This window comes from Streptomyces sp. NPDC093018, from assembly GCF_040684035.1.
Lineage (GTDB): Bacteria > Actinomycetota > Actinomycetes > Streptomycetales > Streptomycetaceae > Streptomyces > Streptomyces murinus.
Genome location: NZ_JBFBFF010000011.1, coordinates 1 through 19347, shown reverse-complemented (window position 1 = coordinate 19347; position 19347 = coordinate 1). Strand labels below are relative to the sequence as shown.

Here is a 19347-nt window from a genome sequence, read left to right as displayed (position 1 = left end):
GGGGTGGGGGCGGCCGCCAGGATTTTTCACATACGGACGGCGTGCTTCAGGCGCATGCGGATGAGGTGCTCAGGCGCGTACGGGCGGGGTGTTTCAGGCGCGTACGGGCGGCGCGCTTCGGACGCGCCCCAGCAACACCCTGCGCGCCGCCCGCGCCACCCGCCCCCGCGGGGCCGGGCCGGAGCGGTCCAGCCACCACTCGCGCAGCTCCCGCCTCGGGAGGCCCGTCCGCTTTCCGTCCAGCAGGAACTGGGCGAAGTCCAGCGCGTCCCGCCGGTATCCCCCGCGCATCGGCCGTGCCCGCGCGTACTCCAGGAACGCCTCCCGGTACGACGCCCCCAGCAGCACCGGCAGTTCCGGCGCCACCTTCGCCACCACGTCCGCCCGCTTCGCCGCGAGCGCCCGCGCCTGCACCCCCAGCCGTACCCGGTCGAACCCCTCGGGCACGGGCGTCCTGGCCACCAGCGAGGACAGTACGGCGGCCTGCGCGACCCCGAGCCGCTGCCGGGCGCCCCCGGTGTCGCCGGAGTCCGTGCGCACCGGTGAGACGGGCCGCACCTCCGCATCCCCCTGCCGGCCGCCCTCCACCACCTTCCGGATCGCCTGCAACTCCCGCTCCAGCTCGGCCGGTTCGGGGAAGTTCTCGTCGCGTTCCAGCAGGACGCCGGGCGGGGCGGCACGGGCGGCGAGGTCGGCCAGGATGCCGAGCACCGCGTCCGGCACCGGGTGCGCGTGGCTGTCGTGCCACACGCCGTCGCGCTCGACGCCGCCCGCGACATGGACGTAGGCGATCGCCTCCAGCGGCAGCCCGGCCAGCGCCTCGGCCGGGTCCTCGCCGCGGTTGACGTGGTTGGTGTGCAGGTTGGCCACGTCGATCAGCAGCCGTACGCCGGTCCGCTCGGCCAGCTCGTACAGGAACTGCCCCTCGGTCAGCTCCTCGTCCGGCCAGGAGAACAGCGCGGCGATGTTCTCCACGGCGAGCGGCACCGGCAGCGCGTCCTGGGCGATGCGCACGTTCTCGCAGAGCACGTCCAGCGCGTCCCGGGTGCGCGGCACGGGCAGCAGATGGCCGGCCTCCAGCAGTGGCGACGCGGTGAGCGCGCCGCCCGCTCGGACGAACGCGATGTGCTCGGTGACCAGCGGCGACCCGAGCGCCTGAGCGCGTTCGGCGAGCGCCGTGAGCCGGCCGGCGTCGGGTCGCTGCGCGCCGCCGAGGCCGAGGGAGACACCGTGCGGCACCACGGTCACCCCGCGCGCCCGCAACCGCCCCAGCGACTCGGGGAGATGGCCGGGGCAGACGTTCTCCGCCACGACCTCCACCCAGTCGATCCCGGGCATCCGCTCCACGGCCTCCGCGATCTCCGGCCGCCAGCCGATGCCCGTCCCCAGTCTCCCCATGACCTGTCCCCCTCCTCGCCCCCCGGCGCACGCGTCGTACATGACCCCGGCGCCCGGCCCCGAACCCCCTCCCGGCCGCCTTCAGAGCAACATTTGAGGTTCGCGCCGGGTTTTGGGCCGGGCTTCGAACCGGGTTTCAGGCCGGGCCGCGCGCGAAGCTCCTCGCCGGGCCTCAGGCCGGGTCGGCCTCCCGGCGGACGCGGTTGACGCGGTGCAGATCCGGGACGCAGAGGTTGAGCACGGTCGCCGCGACGATCAGCGCGGCGCAGGCCAGGAGCACCCCCTGGCTGCTCCACGCGTGCACCGCGAGGGCGGTGATGAGATAGCCGAGGGGGATGGCGAGCCGTTCGCCGACACCGTTGAACGCGCTCATCCGGCCCTGCTCCGCCGCGGGCACATGCTGCTGGAACGCGGTGGTCCAGGCGACGATCGCGACATCGAGCCCGACCCCCGCCAGGAGCGCGGCCACGAGGACGAGCGGCAGCGGCAGGCCCCAGGCCATGGCCGCCAGCGGCAGCGCGAGCCCGCCGCCCGCGACGACCGCGACCGCGAGCAGCCGGTACGGCCGCCACCGCAGACACACCAGGGTCCCCGCCAGCAGCCCGCAGGAGAAGGCCGCCTGGACCAGGCCCCAGTCGCGCGCCCCGGCGTACCGGTGGGCGGCGACGAGCGGACCGAGGAGCTGGAAGCCGGCCAGCCACGCGGCGACGAGGACGGTCCCGGCGGCGGTGTAGGTCCACAGCCAGGTACGGGACCGGAACCCCGTCCAGCCGGCCCGCAGGTCGGCCAGGACACCGCCGGGCGCGGCGGGCGGCACGGCCAGGCGCAGGCCCAGCAGCAGGACGGCCGCGACGGCGAAGGTGCAGGCGTCCCAGGCCAGCGCCCAGGCCGCGCCGCTGAGGGCGACGACGAAGCCGCCGACGACCGGGCCCAGCACCTTCACCGCGTTGCTCGGCAGCCGGAGCAGCGCGTTGGCCTGCTGGAGGTGTTCCTCGGGGACGATCTGGGCGACGGCACCCTGGGTGGCCGGCACGATGAACGACGCCGCCGTCCCCGACACGAAGCCGCACGCCGCGATCGACACCGTCGTCGCGTGCCCCGTGGCCACGGTGACGGCCAGCGCCCCCTGCGCGCCCGCCGCCGCCAGATTCCCCAGGAACAGGATCCGGCTCCGCGACCACCGATCCGCGAACAGGCCGCCCATGAGCAGGAACAGGATCGTGGGCACGGTGTTCACCGCGAGCACGACCCCCAGCGACCCGGCCCCGCCACCCTCCTCGATCACCGAGTACGCGAGCGCGAGCGGCGCCATCGCGGACCCGGTCGCCGAAATCAGATTCGCCGCCACGAACCGCCGGAACGCGGGGATCTTCAGGGGCGTGCCGACGGTCTTCGATGCCTCGGCCTTCGGTGTCTCGGTCTTCGATGCCTCGCTCGCGGTCCCCATGTCAGCGCAACGCCGGATGATCCGCCACCACCGTGCACGAGCCCGGAGCGATCTCCGTGAAACCGGCGTCGCGGACCAACGGCAGTCCGCTGTGGGTGAGGCGGATCCATTCGGCCGGGGTGGCGGTGCGGACGGAGAGGGGGTGGCCGGCGGTGCGCCAGGCGGTGCGGGCCGTGTCGGGCAGGGCCCACCAGGCGAGTTGGGCGGCGTGGCCGGTCTGGGCCATGGTCTTGCCCGCGGACATCGCGAGGTCCGGGTTGAGCCACAGGACGGGGGCGGTGCGGTCGGGGTCCGACGGGGGCTCGGGGTCGTCCAGTTCGGTGCCGGAGACCTGGAGCTTGGCCAGGTCCTTGGGCCAGCCGTCCAGGGGGATCGGCGGGAAGACCCGTACCTCCGCCGTCCTGCCGGTGACCGTGATCCCGGGCAGCGTTCCGGCGCGCCGCCACTCCGCGCCCCGGGCCCGCCGGACCACCTTGCGGATCCGGGCGTCCTCCCAGTTCCGTACGGCCTCGGCCCACTCGCCGTCGCCGAGGGCCCGTTCGTCGCCGAGCAGCGTCAGGACCGCCCGCGCAGACGTCTCCAGGGCGTCGGTGCGGGCGGGCGGCGCATCGCGTTCGAGGCGGACGACGAGGGGCAGCACGTACTGCGGGGCCTCGTCGCGCGGGGACGGAAGGGGGCTCTCGGCGGGGATCGGAACATCGCTCACGAGGGGCCACCCTACGAAGCCGCACGCGTGCCGATCAACGCGCGCCCCGAAATGGACGTCCTACAGTGCACGACCGGCGCGCGTCCCATGTCGCGAGGACCCTCCCCGTCCGGCAGGCCGCCTGAAGAAGAATGGCCCCATGCACCGTGACCTGCGACTGACCGCCGTGGGCCGCCGCTACGGCGTCCGCGGCCCCTGGGTGTTACGAGGCGTCGATCTCACCATCGCCCCCGGCACCCTGACCCGGATAGAGGGGGCGAACGGCACCGGGAAGTCGACCCTGCTGCGCCTGCTCGCCCGGCTCGACGCGCCCACCGAGGGCCGGATCACCGGCCGCCCCCGCACGGCCTATGTGCCGGAGCGGTTCCCGTCCGCGCTGCCCTTCACGGCCGCCGGATACCTGACCCGGCTCGGCACCGTCCACGGCCTGTCCCGCGCGTCCGCCGCCCGCGCCGCCGGGGCCTGGCTGGAGCGGTTCGGGGCGGCCGCGTACGCCGGTACACCGATGGCGCGGCTGTCCAAGGGCAGCAGCCAGAAGATCGCCGTCGCGCAGGCACTGCTCGCCGACCCCGAGCTGCTGGTCCTGGACGAGGCGTGGACCGGGCTCGACGCGGACGCGCGGGACGAGCTGGAGCGGGCGGTGGCCGAGCGGACCGCCGCGGGCGGCGCCGTCGTCTTCGTGGACCACGACCCGCGACGGCTCGCGGGGGCGCCGGACGCGACGTACACCGTGATCGACGGCGGGCTCAAGGCCCCCGCGGGCGGCGGCGGTCCGGCTGCCGGGGCGCTCGCCGTCATCGTCGTACAGGGCGGTGGGCAGCTGCCGCCCGACGCGGCACGGCTCGTCACCGCCGCCGAGGAGACCGGCCCCGGCCGCCACCGGCTGACCGTCCCCGCCTCCCACTCCGACGTCCTGCTGCGCACCCTGCTCGCGACCCGCCCGCCCTGGCATGTCGTCAGCGTCGCACCACCCGCAGACCCCGCCGACCCCGCCGGGCCACCCCTCGACCCCCGGAGCCGGGTATGAGCGCACTCCTGCGTTACCACGTCGAACTGCTGCTGCGCTCGCAGCGGTGGCTGGCTCCGGTGATCCTGTACGCCGCGTTCCTGGGGGTCGGGGTGCAGGGCGGGCAGCCGGTGCTGGACTCGCTCGGGTACGCGGCCGCCGGGCTGCTGCCGGTCGCGGCCTGGCTGGTGCGGATCTGCGTCACCGGGGAGCCGCCCGCCGCCCGTGCCGTCGTGGCCGCGCCGCACGGACCCGCGCGGGCGCATCTCGCCTGTCTGCTGACGGCGCTGCTCGCGGCGGCCGTCCTCGGTACGGCGGCGACATTCGTCGTCACCCTGATCAGCGATCCGGCGAGCAACGGCGCCCAGGTCAGGGTGGATCGCCTGGGCGCCGGCGCGGCCGGTCTCGCGGCCGCGTACGCCTGCGCGCTGCTCGGCGCGGCCGTCGGCGCGCTCACCCACTGGCCGCTGCTGCGCTCCGCCGGTCGCGCGGTGCCCGCGATGCTGCTGGGCGCGCTGCTGGCGACGGTGCTCGCGGGCTCCCCGGCGCAGGCCGCGGTCAGCGGCCTGGTCACCGGTTCGCAGTCCGGCCGGGTGCCGGTGCCGCTGCTGCCGCTCGCCGGGGCGGCCCTGCTCGCGGCCGCGGCCTTCGCCGCGGCCTGCGCGCTCACCGCCCGCAGAACGCCCTGAGCGTCAGCGGTGGCCCTGGCTCGCGGCGATCATCTGGGAGACCTTCACGAACGTGTAGCCGCGCTTGCGCAGCTCCGGTACGACGGTGCGGACGACCTGCTCGGTGGTCGGGGCGGCGCTGCGGGTGCAGTGCATGACGACCACCGAGCCGGGCCGCACCCCGTCCAGCACCTGCTTGACCACCGCGTCGGTGTCCGTGGCGAACGCGTCCCCGCTCACCACGTCCCACTGGATCGCGGTCACCCCGAGCTTGCTGAACGTGCGCAGCGTCTGCTGGTCGTAACAGCCGCCGGGGAAACGGAGGTACGGCAGCGCGTTGCGCAGGCCCGCCTTGCGGAAGGCGGTGTAGGCCCGCTCGACGTCCGCGCGGCCGTGTTCCGCGTCCATGGTCGGCAGCCCGTAGCAGCTCGGGGTGAACGCGTAGTGGCTGAAGGAGTGGTTGGCGACCTCGAACTGCGGGTCGCCCCCGAGGCTGCGGGCCTCGTCCGGGTACTCCTCGGCCCACCGGCCGGTCATGAAGATGGTCGCGGGCACCTTCAGCGTTCGCAGGGCGCCGATCAGACCGGGGTTGTCGAAGTGCTCGCCGGAGGCCGCGCGGGGCCCCTCGTCGGCGGTCATGTCGGCGTCGAAGGTGAACGCCACGATCTTGCCCTTGTCGCGCGGGCCGTGTTCGAAGACCGGGGTGAGGCCGCCGGGACCCGGGGTGAGCACGGGCGGACGGGTGGCGGACGGGGAGGCGGAGACGGGGGACTTGACCGGGGCCGGGCGGGTGCTGCCCGTGGGGCCCGCGGTTCCGCAGGCGGCGAGAGCCGCGCCCAGAGCACAAACGGCAGTCATACGGCGTACTAGTGGGATCACCGTACGAACGTAGGACTGTTTGATCGTTTGTATGGCGATATGTTCCGTGGCGCGGCGGTACGGTCACCCGCGCGGCGGTCGGCCCAGGCGCGCGCACGGTCGTGGCGGGGCGCCCCTGATGTCACACCGAGGGCGCCCCGGGGGTCACTCGGCGTCCCGCTCCGGGTCGTCCGCCGCCACGCTCGGGCTCGATTCGAGGTCCCGCTGCTCCAACGGCCGTACCGCGGGCCCCTGGAGCACCCGCCCGTCGACATCGAAACGGGAGCCGTGGCAGGGGCATTCCCAGGCGCGTTCGGCGCGGTTGAAGGCGACCAGGCAGCCCAGATGGGTGCAGCGGGCCGAGACGGCGTGCAGCGCGCCCGCGTCGTCGCGGTGCACGGCGAGCCGCTGCTCACCGGCCCGGACCAGCGCGCCGTCGCCCGGCTCCAGGTCGTCGAGGTCCACCGGCGGCTTCAGCCGGTCGCCGACGAAGTGCCGGGCCACCTCGGCCTGCGCCCTGAGCAGCGCGGGCGCCTCGCGCACCACCGACTTCAGGCGCCGGGGGTCGTACAGCTCCCGCCAGGGGCTGTCCCGGCCGGTGATCAGCGCGGTCAGCAGCAGCCCGGCCATGATGCCGCCGCTCAGGCCCCAGCCGCCGAAGCCCGTGGCCACATAGGTGTGCCGGGCGCCGGGATGCAGCGGGCCGACCAGCGGCACGGTGTCGGTGGCGTCGTTGTCCTGGGTGGCCCAGGCGTGATCCAGGCGCACCCCGGGAAAGTGCCGCTCGGCCCACGCGGCGAGCCCGTCGAGAGCGGCGCCCGGATCTCCGGTCCCGGGCGTGAAGTGCTCCCCGGTGACCACGAGCAGCCGCCCGCCGTCATGCGGCGCGGTACGCACCGAACGGGTGTTCTCCTCGGGCGTGATGTACATGCCCCCGGGGTCGGGCCCGTCGCCCAGCGGCCCGGCGACGACCAGTTCACGGCGCGGATGCAGCCGGGCGAACAGCAGGGCGCGGTCGAACACCGGGTAGTGCGTGGCGACGACGACGTCCCGGGCGGTGACGGTACGGCCCGTCTCGGTGGTCAGCCGGCAGGGTCCGGAGGTGCCGCCCTCGTCCAGGCCGACGACCCGGGTCCCCTCGTAGACCCGGCCGCCGCGCGCGATCAGGTCCGCGGTGAGCGCCCGCAGGTATTTCACCGGGTGGTACTGCGCCTGCCCCCGCACCCGCACCGCGCCCGCCACCGGGAACGGCAGCCCGGTCTCCGTGGTGAACGACGCGTCCAGGCCCGCCGCCCGCGCGGCCCGCGCCTCCGCCCGCACCTCGTCCACCCGCTCCGGGTCCCGTACGTAGGTGTACGCGTCCCGGGTCTCCCACTCGCAGTCGATGCCCAGCTCGGCCACCAGGTCCGCCGCGTGCGCGATCGCCTCCGACTGCGAACGGGCGTACAGCCGCGCCCCCTCGGGCCCGCGGGTGTGCCGCAGCCGGTCGTAGATCAGGGTGTGCTGGGCGGTCAGCTTGGCCGTGGTGTACCCGGTGACCCCGGCCGCCACCCGCCCGGCCTCCAGTACGACGACCCGCAGCCCGGCCCTGGCCAGTTCGTATGCGGTGCTCAGCCCGGCCGTCCCGGCGCCGATCACGGCCGCGTCGGCCTCGATGTCCTCGGCGAGGGCGGGGTGGGCGGGACCGGGTGCGGTGCCCAGCCAGTACGACTCGGTGATCTTGCGCATGGCCGCCGGGTACCCCGGGCCGGAGGCGGCTCACGTCTCCTTCAGCAGCCGCTCCCGGCACTCGGCCAGATCGAACGGGGACTGCGGATACTCGGGGTCCAGCTCCCGCAGGTGTTCGAGGAGCAGGCGGCCTACGGCCCAGTTCCGGTACCACTTGTGATCGGCGGGGATCACATACCAGGGCGGGGTGGCGCAGTGTTCGAGGGCCAGCTCGTACGCCTGCTGGTAGGCGGGCCACAGGGCGCGCTCGTCGATGTCGGAGGGGGCGAACTTCCAGCGCTTGTCCGGGCGGTCGAGGCGGCGCAGCAGCCGGCGGCGCTGCTCCTCGTAGGACAGCTGGAGGAAGCACTTGATCACGGTCACGCCGTCCTCGGTGAGGGCGCGCTCGAAGTCGTTGATCCGGCCGTAGCGGCTGCCGATCACGGAGGCCGGTACCAGCTGCCGGACGCGGGCGACCAGGACGTCCTCGTAGTGCGAGCGGTCGAAGATGCCGATCTCTCCGGGCTCCGGGAGCGCCTGGCGCACCCGCCACAGGAAGTCGTGCCGCAGCTCCTCGGCGGTGGGTGCCTTGAAGGCCCGGATACGGCAGCCAGAGGGGTTGAGGTGGCCGATCACCTGCTTGACGGTGCCGCCCTTGCCGCTGGTGTCCATCCCCTGGAGCACCAGCAGTACCCGGCGCCGGTCGCCCGCGGTGCCCGCCGCCCACAGCCGCTCCTGGAGCCCGGCCAGCTCCTCGCCCATGCGCTCGGCGTCGGCGAGCGAGGCCTGTTTGTCGCCGGGGGCGCCCGGGGTGGCCGCCGGGTCGTGGGCCGTCAGGTCGACGGGCTCGCCCGGTGACAGGCGCAGCAGCCGCCGCAGATCTCGTTTCGCCACGGGCGTCCCTTCCGGCTCGGCGTCCTTCGATGGTGCGTCGCCCGGCGCCCGACACGCCAGCCCGGGGGCCGTTCAGCGTCCGTAGCGGCCCATCAGGGTGCCGGTGGCGAGGGTGTGGCCGGACAGGGCGCGCCGCAGGTCGTCGAGGGAGGCGCGGGAGGACGCGTCGGGGGACGCTCGGGGGGAGGTGCCGGGGGAGAGGGGTGGACGGCGGTCGGTGGCGTAGACCGTGAGGACGTAGCGGTGCGGGTGCTCGCCGCGCGGCGGGCAGGGGCTGCTGTAGCCGGTCCTCCCGAAGCTGTCGCGGCCCTCGACGGCGCCCGGCGGGTGCGCCCCGGCGGACAGCCGGCGGGTGTGCGCGTCGAGGTCCCAGATCAGCCAGTGGGCGAAGGTGCCGCCCGGCGCGTCGAGATCCCGCACCGTCATGGTCGGACAGGCCCTAGGGAGCGGGTGCCCGCGGGCACCCCGGAGAGGGCGAGCGGGGTCGAGACGTCCGCGCCGTCGCAGGTGAAGCGGCGGGGGACGGTGCCGCCGTCGCGGTACGCCGTGCTCGTCACCGTGAGGTGGCGGGCGGCGGCCGGGGTCGTCGTGTCCGTCCTGCCGGTGGGGGAGGCGGCACCGGTCGCGTCGCCGGTGCCGCCTCCGCAGCCGGTGGCGGCGATCAGGACGACCGCCGCGCTCGCCAAGCTCTTGCGGATGCCCGCACGCTACTCGGGGCGGGGGCCTCCGCCCGGGTTCGGCGTGAGGTGGTGGCGGCCGATCTCGGGGCCGGGGGCGCCGTTCAGATCGGGGGCCTGTGCCCGGTCGCCGTTCGGGGTGGTCTCCTCGGGGGTGATCCGCGGGGCGGCCTCCTGAGGGGTGATCTCCTTGGGAGGCTGTTCCTGGGGCTGATGCGCGGCGCCCTCGGCGGGCGGTGTGTCCGGGCGGTTGCCGCGCTCCAGGAAGTGCAGCAGTTCCACCGGGATCGGCAGGACCAGGGTGGAGTTCTTCTCGGCGGATACGGCCATCACCGTCTGGAGCAGGCGCAGTTGGAGCGCGGCCGGGGTGCCGGACATCTGCTGGGCGGCCTCGGCGAGCTTCTTGGACGCCTGGAGCTCGGCGTCGGCGTTGATGATCCGGGCCCGGCGCTCCCGGTCCGCCTCGGCCTGGCGGGCCATGGACCGCTTCATCGTGTCGGGCAGTGAGACGTCCTTGATCTCGACCCGGTCCACCTGGATGCCCCAGCCCACGGCCGGGCTGTCGATCATCAGCTCCAGGCCCTGGTTGAGCTGCTCGCGGTTGGAGAGCAGATCGTCCAGGTCGCTCTTGCCGATGATCGAACGCAGCGAGGTCTGCGCCATCTGCGAGACGGCGAACTTGTAGTCCTCGACCTTGATCAGCGCGCTCGTCGCGTCGACCACCCGGAAGTAGACGACCGCGTCCACGCGCACGGTCACGTTGTCGCGGGTGATGCCCTCCTGGGCGGGGATCGGCAGCGTGACGATCTGCATATTGACCTTCGCCAGCCGGTCCACGAAGGGAATGATCAGCGTGAGGCCCGGCGGCCGTACCTCACCGGCGACCCGGCCGAGCCGGAACAGCACCCCGCGCTCGTACTGCTTGACCACGCGGGCCGCCATCCCCGTGTACACCAGGGCGACGCAGAGCAGCGCGACGATCGCCCCCACCAGCTCCTGGACCATGACGACCTCCTCACCCAGAGGCCTGATTCACCTGTTGATGCAACGATATGCCTATTTTGTCCACAGGGGATTCGGCCCGGACGGATCAGAGGGATTCGAAGGTGTCGGTCTCCGCCCGGTGGGTCCGCACCGCGCCGGTGTGCACCTCGTAGTACCAGCCGTGCAGCCCCAGCCGGCCCTCGGCGAGGCCTCGCTGCACGCACGGGTACGAGCGCAGCCGCAGCAGCTGGGTCAGTACATGGCACTGCACGGCCTCGGCGACCTCCGGATCCTCCGCCGCGCCGGACGGGCGCGGTGCGGCATGCGCCAGCCAGTCCCGCACGGCCGGTACGGCCGTCAGGTCGTCGCCCCGCACCAGCGCGCCGACGGCGCCGCAGTGCGAGTGGCCGCAGACCACGATGTCGCGGACGCCGAGCACCTCCACGGCGTACTCGATGGTGGCCGCCTCGCTGGTGGGGTGGGCGGAGGTGTGCGGCGGGACGATGTTGCCCGCCGTGCGCAGCTCGAACAGCTGGCCGGGGCGGGCGCCGGTGATCAGAGCCGGGACGACCCGGGAGTCGGAGCAGGTGATGAACAGGACCTGCGGGGACTGTCCGGCGCCGTGCCGGGCGAACTCCTCGGGGCGGTCGCCGAAGTTACGGGCGTTGTCGATGAGGGGCTGCATAGGGGGCCATCCATGCCTCTCGTCCGGGCCAACCATTGGTCAATGGAAGGTCAAGAAAGACATTAGCGTGGCAAAGCCCCCCATGGGCGGAAATTCACCCTATGGGGGGATGGAGCCCCCTGATCAGGAACCGACGAGACCCTTCTGGTCAGGAACCGACAAGGCCCTTCGCGTCCCGGGCGAGCGCGGTGAGGCGGGATATCGCGCGGAAGTACTTCTTGCGATAGCCGCCGTTCAGCATCTCCTCGCTGAACAGCTTGTCGAACGGCAGTCCGGACGCCAGGACCGGGACCTCGCGGTCGTAGAGCCGGTCCGCGAGCACCACCAGGCGCAGCGCCGTCGACTGGTCCGGCACCGGGCGCACATCGGTGAGGCAGACCGCCCTGAGATCGTCGGTCAGCGCGCCGTACCGGCTCGGGTGCACCTTGGCCAGGTGGTCCAGCAGATGCGGGAAGTCGTCGAGGGAGGCGCCCTCGGTGGCGTACGCCGCCTTGGTCACCTGTTCGTCGGTGAACGGCGCGGGCGCCTCGGGCAGACCCCGGTGGCGGTAGTCCTCGCCGTCGATGCGCAGGGCGCGGAAGTGGGCGGACAGGCCCTGGATCTCGCGCAGGAAGTCGGCGGCCGCGAACCGGCCCTCGCCCAGCTTGCCGGGCAGTGTGTTGGAGGTGGCGGCGAGCGCGACCCCGGCCTCGACCAGCTTGCCGAGCAGCGTCGAGACGAGCACCGTGTCGCCCGGGTCGTCCAGCTCGAACTCGTCGATGCACAGCAGCCGGTGCTCGGACAGGGTCCGCACGGTCTGCTGGAAGCCGAGGGCGCCGACAAGGTTGGTCAGCTCCACGAAGGTGCCGAACGCCTTGCGGGAGGGCTCGGCGGGGGTGGCGTGCCACAGGGAGGCGAGCAGATGGGTCTTGCCGACGCCGTACCCGCCGTCGAGGTAGACACCGCGGGGGCCCGCCGGGGTCCTGGGCGCCTTCGCCCGGCCGAAGCCGAGGAAGCCGCGCCGGCCCGTGCCGGAGGCGTGCGCCCCGCCGAGCCCGGCCGCGAAGCCCTCCAGGACCGTGACGGCCTCGGTCTGGCTGGGCTGGTTCGGGTCCGGTATGTACGTCGAGAAGCGGACCGAGTCGAAGCGCGGCGGCGGCACCATCTCGGCGACCAGCCGGTCCGCGGGGACGTGCGGCTCGCGCTCGCAGAGGGAGAGGGGGCCCGCTTCGGTCAGGGCGCTGGATCCGGGGGCGGTGGTGGAGGACGACACGATTACCCATGCTAAGCGCCGTGTCACACTGCACGACATGCGACGCCTGTTCCCTGTGACCTACGAAACACCAGCCCAGGCTTTTGGCGGGGGCGAAAGGGACGCCGCGGGCGCCGACCGCGAGTGGAGCCTCGCCGAGCTGGCCACCGCCTACGCCTACCCGGCGCAGCGCCCCTGGCTGCGCGGCAACATGGTGTCCTCGCTGGACGGCGCCGCCCAGCACGACGGCCACTCCCAGCCCATCTCCAGCGCCTCCGACATGCGGATCTTCGGCACGCTGCGGGCGCTCGCCGATGTCGTGGTCGTCGGTGCGGAAACGGTACGGCAGGAGGGGTACCGCCCGGCCCGCGCGCGGGCGGAGTTCGCCGCGGCGCGGGAGGCGGCCGGGCAGGCCCCCGCACCGGCGATCGCGGTCGTCACCGCGAGCCTCGACCTGGACTTCTCGCTCCCGCTGTTCGCCTCGCCCCTGGTGCCCACGCTGATCCTGACCGGCGCCGCGGCCGCGCCCGAGAAGGTCGCCGCGGCCGAGAAGGCGGGCGCCCGGGTGGTCGTCGCGGGTGAGGGCATGGGCGTCGACCCCGCACGCGCCGTAGGCGCCCTCGCCGGGCTCGGCCACCACCGGCTGCTCACCGAGGGCGGGCCCCGGCTGCTCGGCCAGCTGATCGCCGCCGAGGTGCTGGACGAGCTGTGTCTGACCCTTTCGCCGACGCTCACGGCGGGGGACGCGCAGCGTGTCGCCGGGGGACCGCCGGTCGCCGTGCCGCGCCGCTTCGAACTCGTGTCCCTCCTGGAGGAGGACGGATTTCTGTTCGGTCGTTACCGTCGGCCCTGAAATCAGCGGAATCTGCCGTTCCGTTTGGCCTTCGGCGGGCACACTTAGACCCGCAGTACCCGTGCAGGCGCGGGGGAAAATGGTTTCCGCAAGGGTCCGGCCACGGCCCACGGAGGAGAAGAGGCGTTTGGTGTTCACAAGCGTTCTGATGATCGAGAAGGCAATGACGTCCGCGGACGTCGAGTTCGTCACCACCTTGCACGGCGACGAGCCGGTCGCCTTCCATGTGCTTCTCCAGCCGCGCGGCGACCAGGCGGACCGCCTGCTGCGGGCCATCGACGACATCGCGCTCGGCGAGCTGGACGAGGCGGTGCGCGAGCACGAGACCCCGGAGGGGGAGGACGCGCGCAGCGTCGGCCGGCAGGCCCTGGACGTCTCCGTGACCGCCCTGCGGGCCTCCGGCAGCGTGGCCGACGGGCGGCTGGTCGAGGACCATCCGCTGGACGCGCTGAAGGCGATGGTGGCGGAGGTGGGCGCCGACGAGGTGATCGTGCTCACCGACCCGCACTACGTGGAGGAGTTCTTCCACCGGGACTGGGCCTCCCGGGCCCGGCACAAGGTGGGGGTGCCGGTGCTGAAGCTGTTCTCGCACAGCAAGGCGTAGGCGCTCGGGCGCGGGGGCTTCACCGAAGGCGGGGGCCGAGCGCATAGGCTAGGCCCCGCTTCAGCTCGTACCGTCTCTGGGGAGAAACACATGGCACCCGGCCTTCCTGCCGCCATGGACCGACCGCACTTCATCGGCATCGGCGGCGCCGGGATGTCGGGGATCGCGAAGATCCTCGCGCAGCGCGGGGCCGAGGTCGCCGGCAGCGACGCCAAGGACTCGGCGACCGCGGCGGCGCTGCGGGCGCTCGGGGTCACCGTGCACCTCGGGCACGCCGCCGGGCACCTCGCCGACGACGCCAGCTGTGTCGTCGTCTCCTCGGCGATCCGCGAGGACAACCCGGAGCTGGCCCGCGCCGCCGAGCTGGACATCCCGGTCGTGCACCGCTCGGACGCGCTGGCCGCGCTGATGCGGGGGCTGCGCCCGATCGCCGTGGCCGGCACGCACGGCAAGACGACCACCACCTCGATGCTGGCCGTCTCGCTCGGCGAACTGGGCCTGAAGCCCTCGTACGCCATCGGCGGCGACCTGGACGAGCCCGGCTCCAACGCGCTGCACGGCGCGGGCGACATCTTCGTGGCCGAGGCGGACGAATCGGACCGCAGCTTCCACAAGTACGCCCCCGAGGTCGCGATCGTCCTCAACGTCGAGCTGGACCACCACGCCAACTACGCCTCGATGGACGAGATCTACGAGTCCTTCGAGACCTTCGCCGGGAAGATCGTGCCCGGCGGCACCCTGGTGATCTCCGCCGACCACGAGGGCGCCCGCGAACTGACCCGGCGGCTGGCCGGATCGGTGCGGACAGTGACGTACGGCGAGGCCGCGGACGCCGACGTCCGGGTCACCGCCATCGTCCCGCAGGGCCTGAAGAGCCTGGTCACCGCGGTGATCGACGGCCAGGAACTGACCTTCGCGGTCTCCGTGCCCGGCCGGCACTACGCGCTGAACGCCGTCGCCGCGCTCGCCGCCGGTGCCGCCCTCGGCATCCCGGCCGCCGAGCTGGCGCCCGCCATCGCCGCCTACACCGGGGTCAAGCGGCGCCTCCAGCTCAAGGGCGAGGCCGCCGGGGTGCAGGTGATCGACTCCTACGCCCACCACCCCACCGAGATGACCGCGGACCTGGAGGCCATGCGGGCCGCCGCCGGGGACGCCCGGATCCTCGTCGTCTTCCAGCCGCACCTCTTCTCCCGCACCCAGGAACTGGGCAAGGAGATGGGCCAGGCCCTGGCGCTCGCCGACGCCTCGGTGGTCCTGGACATCTACCCGGCCCGCGAGGACCCGATCCCGGGCATCACCAGCGAGCTGATCATCGACTCCGCGCGGACCGCGGACGCCGAGGTCACCGCCGTGCACGACAAGGCGGAGATCCCGGCCGTGATCGCGGGAATGGCCGGGCCCGGTGATCTCGTTCTCACCATGGGCGCGGGCGATGTGACCGACCTGGGCCCGCTGATCCTGGACCGCCTGTCGCAGCAGTAAGGGGCTGAGACCCATGTCGTACGACATCGAGAAGCCGGACGAGCAGTGGCGCGCGGAGCTGAGTCCGGGCGAGTACGCGGTGCTGCGCCAGGCCGGGACCGAGCCCGCCTTCGCCGGTGAGTACACGGACACCACGGCCAAGGGCGTCTACTCCTGCCGCGCCTGCGGGGCCGAGCTGTTCACCTCGGAGACCAAGTTCGCCTCGCACTGCGGCTGGCCGTCCTTCTTCGACCCGAAGGACACCGACGCCGTGGAGCTGATCGAGGACCGCTCCCACGGGATGGTCCGCACCGAGGTGCGCTGCGCCCGCTGCGGCTCGCACCTCGGGCATGTCTTCGCGGGGGAGGGGTATCCGACCCCCACCGACCAGCGGTACTGCATCAACTCGATCTCCCTGAGGCTGGCGCCCGAGGAGGGCTGACACGCCTCGAACAGGCCGGATGAACCGGGCCGTTGCCGTCTAGACTCTCGCGGCAGCGGCCCGCGCGTCGTCGGCCGTGCCGTGGCCGCGGGCGGGCGGAGAGCTGTCAGACCCGAAGGGTGTTCGGCGTTTTGATACGGATAGATGCAGTCACGAAGCGGTACGACGACGGCACGGTCGCGGTCGACCGGCTGTCGCTGGAGATACCGGACCGCGCGATCACCGTCCTCGTCGGGCCCTCCGGCTGCGGCAAGACGACGACCCTGCGGATGATCAACCGGATGGTGGAGCCCACCGAGGGCAGCATCCTCCTGGACGGCGCGGACATCCGGCAGCAGCCGGTCAACTCCCTGCGCCGCTCCATGGGTTACGTCATCCAGAACGCGGGGCTCTTCCAGCACCGCACCATCCTCGACAACATCGCCACCGTGCCCCGGCTGCTCGGCTGGAGCAAGCAGAAGGCACGCGGGCGGGCCGCGGAACTGATGGCGCGGGTCGGCCTCGACGCGTCCCTTGCCAAGCGGTATCCGTACCAGCTCTCCGGCGGCCAGCAGCAGCGCGTCGGGGTGGCCCGCGCGCTCGCCGCGGATCCGCCGGTGCTGCTGATGGACGAGCCGTTCTCCGCCGTCGACCCCGTGGTCCGCAAGGGACTCCAGGACGAACTGCTGCGGATCCAGGACGAGTTGGGAAAGACGATCGTCTTCGTCACCCATGACATCGACGAGGCGATCAAACTGGGCACCATGGTCGCCGTACTGCGCGAGGGCGGCCGGCTGGCCCAGTTCGCCCCGCCGGCCGAGCTGCTCAGCGCACCCGCCGACGCCTTCGTGGAGGACTTCCTCGGCGCCGACCGGGGCATCCGGCGGCTGTCCTTCTTCCCGTCCGACGCGCTGGAGCTCGCGACCGCGCCGCTCGTCCCGCTCGACGCGGACGCCGACCGGCTCGCCGCCGCTGCCGACGCGCCCTATCTCCTGGTCACCGACGCCGACGGCCGGCCGCTCGGCTGGGCCGAGTCCGGTGCGCCCCTCGACCGGGACCGACTCCTGGACCACGGGCGGCCGTTCCGGCCCGGCACCGACTCGCTGCGCACCGCCCTGGACGGCGCCGTGCTGTCGCCCACCGGCTGGGCGGTCGCGGTGGACGGCGACGGGCGCGCCGTGGGCGTCGTGTCGCAGCAGGCCGTCGGGGAGGCGATCCGCGCCGCGCACGGCCGGGCCGGCGCCGAGGCGAAGGCCGCCCGATGAACGGCTTCTTCGATCTGCCGAGCGACCTCCAGTACAGCTACCTCGGACTCGTCGGACTGCATCTGCGCGAGGCGCTGATCCCGGTGCTGGCCGGGCTGATCGTCGCGCTGCCCATCGCCCAGCTGTGCGCCCGCTTCCGGTGGATCTACCCGCCCGTGCTCGGCCTCACCACCGTGCTCTACTCCATTCCCTCGCTCGCCTTCTTCGTCGTCCTCATCGACTACTTCGGGCAGAGCGAGACCACGGTGATGATCCCGCTCGCGGTCTACAGCCTGGTGGTGCTGGTCCCCGGCATCGTGGACGGCGTCCGCTCGGTGCCCCAGGAGACACTGGCCGCCGCCGAGGCGATGGGCTTTGGCCCGCTGCGCCGCTATCTCCAGGTCCAACTCCCCATCGCCGCACCGGCGATCATCGCCGGGCTGCGGGTGGCGGTCATCTCCAGCCTGTCCCTGGTCAGCGTCGGCATGCTCATCGGCAACCAGGGCGCCCTGGGCAACATGCTCTACGACGCCAACACCTACCACCGGCCCGACCTGGCCATCAACTCGGTACTGACCACAGCGGTGTTGGGCGTCCTGGCCGATGCCCTGCTGGTCCTCGTGCGCCGACTGCTGACCCCCTGGATGCCGAGGAAGGGCGCCGCCCGGTGAACGTACTCAACCTCGTCCACGCCTTCTTCGGCGACGGCGCCCACTGGCACGGCTACGACGGCATACCGACCCGGCTCGCCGAGCACATCGGCTACTCGCTGGAGGCGCTGCTGATCGCCGCCGTGATCGGGCTGCCCGTCGGCCTGGTCACCGGGCACTACGGCCGGGGCGGCAACGCGCTCGCGCTGATCGCCACCGCCGGGCGGGCGCTGCCCAGCTTCGGGCTGCTGGTGCTGATGGTCCTGTGGATCGGGCTCGGGCTGCTGCCGGTGATGATTCCGCTGGTGGTGCTCGCCGTGCCGCCGATCCTGGTCACCACCTACGAGGCGGTGCGCACCGTCGACCCGTCCCCGGTGGACGCCGCCCGGGGCATGGGGATGTCCGAGGCGCGGGTGCTGTTCCGGGTCGAGGTGCCGGTGGCGCTGCCGCTGATCCTCTCCGGGCTGCGCACGGCGGCCGTGCAGATCATCTCCACCGCCACCATCGCGGCGTACGTCGGGCTCGGCGGGCTCGGCCGCTACATCATCGACGGCCTCTACCAGCGCGACTACGAGAAGGTCGTGGGCGGCGCCGCGCTGGTCGCCGGGCTCGCCCTGGTGACCCTCCTGCTGTTCTGGGCGGCCGCCCGGGCCACGGTGTCACGTGGTGTGCGCCGAGGCACCTGAGCGGCCGGCCGCATTCCCCTTCGTTTCCCTTCATCAAGAATGCGTTACAAGAGCCGGGCGCGCGGTTGACTCGGCGTCGAGCCCGTGGATTGGATCAAGTGGTGACTTCAACAACCCAGATCAGCAGGTCCATACGGAGGAGCCGGGGCGCGGCGGCGGCGGTCGCGCTCGCGATGGCGACGGCCCTGCTCGCGGGCTGCTCCGCCAAGTCCGGCGGTGTGGTCGTCGGCTCCAACAACTTCCCCGAGAGCAACCTGCTCGCCGACATCTACGGCGAGGCGCTCAAGGCCAAGGGGATCGACGTCACGTACAAGCCGAACATCGGCAGCCGCGAGACCACCTACGGTCTGCTGAAGAACGGCTCCGTCGCCGTACTGCCCGAGTACAACGGGGCGTTGCTGGCCTACCTCGACCCGAAGGCGACGCCGAAGAGCGCCGCCGAGACCACGGCGGCCATCAAGGCCAAGCTCGCCTCCAGGCTGACCCTGCTGGACCCCTCGTCGGCGCAGGACAAGGACACCCTGGCGGTCAACGCCGAGACGGCGCGGAAGTACCACCTCACCGCGCGGTCCAGCGCCGCCGATCTGAAGGCCGTCGCGGGGGATCTGGTGATCGGCGGCTCGCCGGAGTTCCAGACCCGGCAGCAGGGCCTGGTGGGCCTGAAGTCCGTCTACGGCCTGGACTTCAAGTCCTTCAAGGCGCTGGACGCGGGCGGCACGCTCACCCAGACCGCGCTGGCGAAGAACGACGTCCAGGTCGCCGACATCTTCAGCACCGACCCCACCATCGCCAAGGAGAAGTTCGTCGTCCTCCAGGACCCCCAGAACCTCTTCGGCTTCCAGAACGTCCAGCCCGTCGTCTCCAGGACCGCCCTCCCCAAGAAGGGCGTCGCCGCCCTGAACGCGGTCTCCGCCAAACTCGACACCACGACCCTGCTCGACCTGGACACCCAGGTCCAACTCCAGCACAAGGACCCGCTGGACGTGGCGAAGGCGTGGCTGAAGTCGGCGGGGCTCGACTGAGGCAGGCCCGACGCGAAGGGCGGGGGGGGGGGGGGGGGGGCCCCCCCGGCGCCCCCCCCGGGGGGGGGGGGGGGGGGGGCGGGGGGGGGGCGGGCGGCCGGGCAGTGGTAGAGAAGAACGGGGGGGGGGGGATGGGTGGATTGTG

The 19347-nt window shown here is 73.1% G+C and carries 21 protein-coding genes; 10 read left to right on the top strand and 11 right to left on the bottom strand.

From position 1 onward, the window contains the following. Positions 1-93: 93 nt before the first annotated feature. The 3 genes from AB0N90_RS23770 to AB0N90_RS23760 form a co-directional block, all read right to left on the bottom strand. A complete protein-coding gene (locus AB0N90_RS23770) occupies positions 94-1398 on the bottom strand; it encodes a DUF692 domain-containing protein (RefSeq protein WP_365199639.1) in 1305 nt (434 codons plus the stop codon). A 172-nt stretch (positions 1399-1570) separates the two neighbouring features. After that, positions 1571-2773 (bottom strand): MFS transporter, encoded by a 1203-nt coding sequence (locus AB0N90_RS23765; protein WP_365200017.1) that lies wholly within the window; start codon positions 2771-2773, stop codon positions 1571-1573. A 73-nt stretch (positions 2774-2846) separates the two neighbouring features. Beyond that, positions 2847-3551 (bottom strand): peptidyl-tRNA hydrolase, encoded by a 705-nt coding sequence (locus tag AB0N90_RS23760; RefSeq protein ID WP_365199636.1) that lies wholly within the window; start codon positions 3549-3551, stop codon positions 2847-2849. Positions 3552-3690: 139 nt separating this feature from the next. Here AB0N90_RS23760 and AB0N90_RS23755 point away from each other — a divergent pair, with 139 nt between their 5' ends. Beyond that, positions 3691-4578 carry an ATP-binding cassette domain-containing protein gene (locus tag AB0N90_RS23755; protein ID WP_365199633.1) on the top strand — a complete coding sequence of 296 codons (888 nt, stop codon included), beginning with the start codon at positions 3691-3693 and terminating at the stop codon, positions 4576-4578. Beyond that, a complete protein-coding gene (locus AB0N90_RS23750) occupies positions 4575-5246 on the top strand; it encodes an ABC transporter (RefSeq protein ID WP_365199632.1) in 672 nt (223 codons plus the stop codon). The genes AB0N90_RS23755 and AB0N90_RS23750 overlap by 4 nt, the downstream gene beginning before the upstream one ends. 3 nt (positions 5247-5249) lie before the next feature. On the opposite strand, the gene AB0N90_RS23745 is transcribed toward AB0N90_RS23750, so the two are convergent. The 8 genes from AB0N90_RS23745 to zapE form a co-directional block, all read right to left on the bottom strand. Then, positions 5250-6104 carry a polysaccharide deacetylase family protein gene (locus AB0N90_RS23745; RefSeq protein ID WP_365199630.1) on the bottom strand — a complete coding sequence of 285 codons (855 nt, stop codon included), beginning with the start codon at positions 6102-6104 and terminating at the stop codon, positions 5250-5252. Positions 6105-6248: 144 nt separating this feature from the next. Next, positions 6249-7811, bottom strand: coding sequence for an FAD-dependent oxidoreductase (locus AB0N90_RS23740; RefSeq protein ID WP_365199628.1), 1563 nt, complete (start codon positions 7809-7811; stop codon positions 6249-6251). A 30-nt stretch (positions 7812-7841) separates the two neighbouring features. After that, a complete protein-coding gene (locus tag AB0N90_RS23735; RefSeq protein ID WP_365199626.1) occupies positions 7842-8684 on the bottom strand; it encodes a PPK2 family polyphosphate kinase in 843 nt (280 codons plus the stop codon). A 72-nt stretch (positions 8685-8756) separates the two neighbouring features. Then, positions 8757-9110 (bottom strand): YbhB/YbcL family Raf kinase inhibitor-like protein, encoded by a 354-nt coding sequence (locus AB0N90_RS23730; RefSeq protein WP_365199625.1) that lies wholly within the window; start codon positions 9108-9110, stop codon positions 8757-8759. Beyond that, complete coding sequence (locus tag AB0N90_RS23725; RefSeq protein ID WP_365199623.1) at positions 9107-9370, bottom strand: hypothetical protein; 264 nt, start codon at positions 9368-9370, stop codon at positions 9107-9109. Before AB0N90_RS23725 ends, AB0N90_RS23730 begins: the two co-directional genes overlap by 4 nt. Positions 9371-9391: 21 nt before the next feature. After that, the gene (locus tag AB0N90_RS23720; protein WP_365199620.1) at positions 9392-10366 is read right to left on the bottom strand and encodes a slipin family protein; all 975 of its coding nucleotides are present in this window, start codon (positions 10364-10366) and stop codon (positions 9392-9394) included. Positions 10367-10451: 85 nt separating this feature from the next. After that, positions 10452-11030, bottom strand: a complete 579-nt coding sequence (locus AB0N90_RS23715) for a carbonic anhydrase (RefSeq protein WP_365199618.1) — start codon at positions 11028-11030, stop codon at positions 10452-10454. 148 nt (positions 11031-11178) lie between these two features. Next, positions 11179-12282, bottom strand: a complete 1104-nt coding sequence (zapE, locus tag AB0N90_RS23710; RefSeq protein WP_365199616.1) for a cell division protein ZapE — start codon at positions 12280-12282, stop codon at positions 11179-11181. A 37-nt stretch (positions 12283-12319) separates the two neighbouring features. On the opposite strand from zapE, the gene AB0N90_RS23705 reads away from it, so the two are divergent. The 8 genes from AB0N90_RS23705 to AB0N90_RS23670 all read left to right on the top strand — a co-directional run bounded on the left by AB0N90_RS23705 (position 12320) and on the right by AB0N90_RS23670 (position 19202). Further along, a complete protein-coding gene (locus AB0N90_RS23705; RefSeq protein ID WP_365199615.1) occupies positions 12320-13114 on the top strand; it encodes a pyrimidine reductase family protein in 795 nt (264 codons plus the stop codon). Between the two features lie 130 nt (positions 13115-13244). Beyond that, positions 13245-13718, top strand: coding sequence for an indole-3-glycerol phosphate synthase (locus AB0N90_RS23700; RefSeq protein ID WP_172427674.1), 474 nt, complete (start codon positions 13245-13247; stop codon positions 13716-13718). A 90-nt stretch (positions 13719-13808) separates the two neighbouring features. Then, complete coding sequence (murC, locus tag AB0N90_RS23695) at positions 13809-15200, top strand: UDP-N-acetylmuramate--L-alanine ligase (RefSeq protein ID WP_365199612.1); 1392 nt, start codon at positions 13809-13811, stop codon at positions 15198-15200. A gap of 13 nt (positions 15201-15213) precedes the next feature. After that, positions 15214-15621 (top strand): peptide-methionine (R)-S-oxide reductase MsrB, encoded by a 408-nt coding sequence (msrB, locus tag AB0N90_RS23690; RefSeq protein WP_111581041.1) that lies wholly within the window; start codon positions 15214-15216, stop codon positions 15619-15621. Between the two features lie 131 nt (positions 15622-15752). After that, positions 15753-16865 carry an ABC transporter ATP-binding protein gene (locus AB0N90_RS23685; protein ID WP_365199610.1) on the top strand — a complete coding sequence of 371 codons (1113 nt, stop codon included), beginning with the start codon at positions 15753-15755 and terminating at the stop codon, positions 16863-16865. Continuing rightward, positions 16862-17515 (top strand): ABC transporter permease subunit, encoded by a 654-nt coding sequence (locus tag AB0N90_RS23680; RefSeq protein ID WP_361682842.1) that lies wholly within the window; start codon positions 16862-16864, stop codon positions 17513-17515. The genes AB0N90_RS23685 and AB0N90_RS23680 overlap by 4 nt, the downstream gene beginning before the upstream one ends. Next, on the top strand, positions 17512-18180 hold the full coding sequence (locus AB0N90_RS23675) for an ABC transporter permease (RefSeq protein WP_361682840.1): 669 nt from the start codon (positions 17512-17514) through the stop codon (positions 18178-18180). The genes AB0N90_RS23680 and AB0N90_RS23675 overlap by 4 nt, the downstream gene beginning before the upstream one ends. Before the next feature lie 101 nt (positions 18181-18281). Next, entirely contained in the window at positions 18282-19202 is a 921-nt protein-coding gene (locus AB0N90_RS23670) for an ABC transporter substrate-binding protein (RefSeq protein ID WP_365199607.1), read from the top strand. The last annotated feature ends 145 nt before the right edge of the window (positions 19203-19347 follow it).